Origin of the sequence: Arthrobacter sp. 35/47 (assembly GCF_000520475.1) — a bacterium.
Classification (GTDB): domain Bacteria; phylum Actinomycetota; class Actinomycetes; order Actinomycetales; family Micrococcaceae; genus Arthrobacter_D; species Arthrobacter_D subterraneus.
Map to the genome: position 1 here is coordinate 150,957 of NZ_KI914616.1, position 3,200 is coordinate 154,156.

The window sequence follows — 3,200 nt, forward strand, 5'->3', positions numbered from 1 at the left end:
TCCGGGCCGGTGCCCGCCTGGAACGCGGCCGCGGAGTCCGGCGCGAACTCGCTGATCAGCGGCGCTGTGCTGTCCGCATGCCCGCGTGAGACCCACTCACTGACCATCGCCAGCCCGTAGACGGTGAGCGCCGGGACGTATCCCATCCACATGCGGGTGGCCGGGTGGTTACGCCAGCCGTAGTCCGGCAGCACCAGAGCGCGGAGGATCTGCAGGGTCTCCACGCGCTGCTTGCCGAGCCGCGCCTGGTCGAGGACGGCAGCGCTGGCCGCGAAGTCGGGATAGGGCAGGAACGTCTGCATGCGGCCCAGTGTGCCACAGATGCTCAGCCTGCTTAGGAGACTGCCGGGCCCGTCAGCGAACCGCGGAGAAACCGGTGCCCAGCACCGGGGTTCGGCGGTGCACCTCGATTGCTTCCGCGTAGTAGGAGACCAACTGCTCACACAGCACCGGCCAGGTGCGTCCCTGGACCGCGGCGTACGCTGCCCGTCCAAAGGCCCGGCGCTTGGTGTTGTCGCCGAGGAGGTCCATCACGCCGGCGTGAAGCTGGCTGAGTTCGCCCGGCGGGTACAGCCACCCGGTCCGGGACGAATCCACCAGGTCCAGCGGACCGCCACGGCCGACGGCGACTACCGGAACTCCCGAGGCCATTGCCTCCTGGATGGTCTGGCAGAACGTCTCGGATTCGCCCGGGTGCACAAAGATGTCAAAGGAGGCCATCATCCGCGCCAGGTCATCCCCGGACCGGAACCCGGCGAAATACGCGCCGGGCAGCTTCTGCTGCAGCGATTCCTTCGCGGGACCGGATCCGACCACCACGAGCTTTGTCCCCGGAACGGCGTCCAGCCCGGCGAGATCCTCCACCTGCTTCTCGGCCGCGAGACGTCCCACGTACCCGATGATCTTCGCTCCGGCCGGAGCTATCGAGCGGCGCCACGCGTCGTCGCGCTTATCCGGAGTGAAGCGGGACGTGTCCACTCCGCGGCGCCAGAGCCGCAGCCGGGGGATGCCGCGTGAGTCGAGCTGCCTCAGCGCGAACGACGACGGCGCAAGCGTCAGCGTGGACCCCCGATGGATGTTCTCGACGCGCTGCCAAAGCAGATTCTCGGCCCACGGAACACCGTACCGGGCGGCGTAGGCGGGAATCTCCGTCTGGTACACCGAGACCGTGGGCAGCCCCAGCTGCACAGCCGCCTGCACTGCACGCCAGCCCAGCACAAACGGGGACGCCACATGCACCACGTCGGGAGCGAAGTCGGCGAGGATGCGCCGCACCCGGGCCACCGTGCCGGCCGCCAGCCGTACGTTGGCGTACCCGGTGAGCGGGAAGGACGGCAGCGTCAGAACGGGGAAACCTTCCACCGACGCGGGCGCCGTGCTCTCCGCCCAGGACGCCGTGTCCCGCCAGGACGACGACGGCGCAATCACCAGCACGTCATCACCCCGGCTCCTCAGGTGCGCCAGCACCTTCAACAGGGAGTGGGTCACCCCGTTCATGTGCGGAAGGAACGATTCGGCAACCACGGCAACTCTCACGCTTGCGATGGTGGCAGCACCGTCTGTGCACCCGGCGAGCGGGAGGTTGCGCCCGGGTGAACTCTGCCCCAGCGGGCGGTGCCCAGTACGCGGTACCGCAGCGGGCGGTGCCCCAGTACGCGGTGCCCCAGTACGCGGTGCCTCAGTACGCGGTGCCTCAGTACCCGGTATCAGTACGCGGTGTACAGCTCCCCGACCGGCAGGGATACCTCAAGCCGGTTGTCCGGCCCGGGAAGCGGGCACGCCCACGCCTCGTCATAGGCGCACGACGGGTTGTAGGCGAAGTTCAGGTCCACGACCAGGCGGCCGTCGCGCTCGCCGAGGTGGGCCCCCTTGATTGTGTCGAGCACGTACCGGCCGCCGCCGTAGCTTCCGCCTTCCACACCGGAGGAGCCGTCCCGCAGCGGCAGGAAAAGCCCGCCGCCGTAGGACTTCAGCCGCCAGAGGGCCAGGCGCCCGACGCCGTCGAGCACCACACTGCCGAGCCGTTCGAAGGGCACCACCCCGTCCGTCCCTGTTGGGACCTCCATGAGCTGGCCGGCGCCGTCGTCGTCAATGTCCGCCTCGAACCGGAAGTCCGGGTTGTAGGCGGCCACAGTGAGGCCGGTGAAGTTCTCCCGCGCCGACGGCGGGAGGGGCGAGGCAGCGTGGCCGGCGAAGAGCCGGTCGCGGCCGGTGCGCCAGTGTGCGTGAGCCAGTGCGGGGGAGCCGGACGCGGCGGCGTCGCGGACGTCGGCGTAGAGGGCGAAAACCTCCCGGCGCCACTGTGCGGTGCTGAGGGCTGTTGCTGCCTGGGTCATAGTGTGAGCCTAACTGTTGCCTGGGCGTACTGTGTCTAGCGTGACCATCGCGCTGTTCATCCTCGTCCTGGGTCTTATTGTGGTGGGCGCAGTCGCCCAGCGCATCGCCGGGTTGGGATTTGCGCTGCTCGTTTCCCCGTTCCTCGTGCTGATCCTGGGCCCGCACGAGGGCGTGCTGCTGGTCAACATCTGCGGGGTGGTCTCTTCCACCTTCATTGTGTCGCGCGTGTGGAAAGACATTAACTGGAGCATGTTCCGCTGGCTGACCATCCCAGCGGTCTTCGGTTCGGTCGGTGGTTCAATTGCCGCCGTCGGGCTGCCCAGCGCGCCGCTTTCGGTGACTGTTGCCGCCGTCGTACTGGCTGGGCTGACCATCTCGCTCGTGCTGCAGCGCTCCGCAGTGGTGGTCACCGGGAACCGCTCCAAAGTGGTCGCGGGGGTTGCGGCCGGGCTGACCAACTCGATGGCGGGCGTCGGCGGGCCCGCGGTCAGCGCCTACGCGCTGCTGGCAAGGTGGCCGCAGCGGCCGTTCGCCGCCACCCTGCAGCCGTTCTTCGCGGTCATCGGGTCGGTCACGGTGCTTGTGAAGCTCCTCATCGATCCGGGTCAGGTGCCCCCGCTGGAGACCTGGATGTGGTTCCTTATCCCGGTCTCGATCATCCTCGGCATCTTCGCAGGGGAGCGCCTCGCCCGATACATCCATGACCGGCAGGCCCGCTTCGCCGTCATCGTGATCGCTTTCCTCGGCGCGGGTACCGCCCTGGCCAAGGGGCTCACGGACCTGCTGGGCTGAGGTCTCCGACGACCGCACGCGTGAGGCAGGTCGCCGAGTCGTTCAGCGGCTGGTGCCGCCGCCGGTGGCAC

The 3,200-nt window shown here is 68.8% G+C and carries 4 protein-coding genes; 1 reads left to right on the top strand and 3 read right to left on the bottom strand.

Features of this window, described 5'->3' with window-relative positions:
• The 3 genes from X803_RS22870 to X803_RS0114060 form a co-directional block, all read right to left on the bottom strand.
• The coding region (locus X803_RS22870) for an MSMEG_6728 family protein (protein WP_253907481.1) at positions 1–302 on the bottom strand (302 nt) is incomplete at its 3' end.
• A gap of 52 nt (positions 303–354) precedes the next feature.
• Positions 355–1,536, bottom strand: a complete 1,182-nt coding sequence (locus X803_RS20250; RefSeq protein WP_051470774.1) for a glycosyltransferase family 4 protein — start codon at positions 1,534–1,536, stop codon at positions 355–357.
• A gap of 170 nt (positions 1,537–1,706) precedes the next feature.
• Positions 1,707–2,336: a DUF1684 domain-containing protein gene (locus X803_RS0114060; protein ID WP_026545615.1), complete on the bottom strand. Its 630-nt coding sequence runs from the start codon at positions 2,334–2,336 to the stop codon at positions 1,707–1,709.
• Between the two features lie 40 nt (positions 2,337–2,376).
• On the opposite strand from X803_RS0114060, the gene X803_RS0114065 reads away from it, so the two are divergent.
• Entirely contained in the window at positions 2,377–3,129 is a 753-nt protein-coding gene (locus X803_RS0114065; protein WP_035779159.1) for a sulfite exporter TauE/SafE family protein, read from the top strand.
• Positions 3,130–3,200 lie beyond the last annotated feature (71 nt).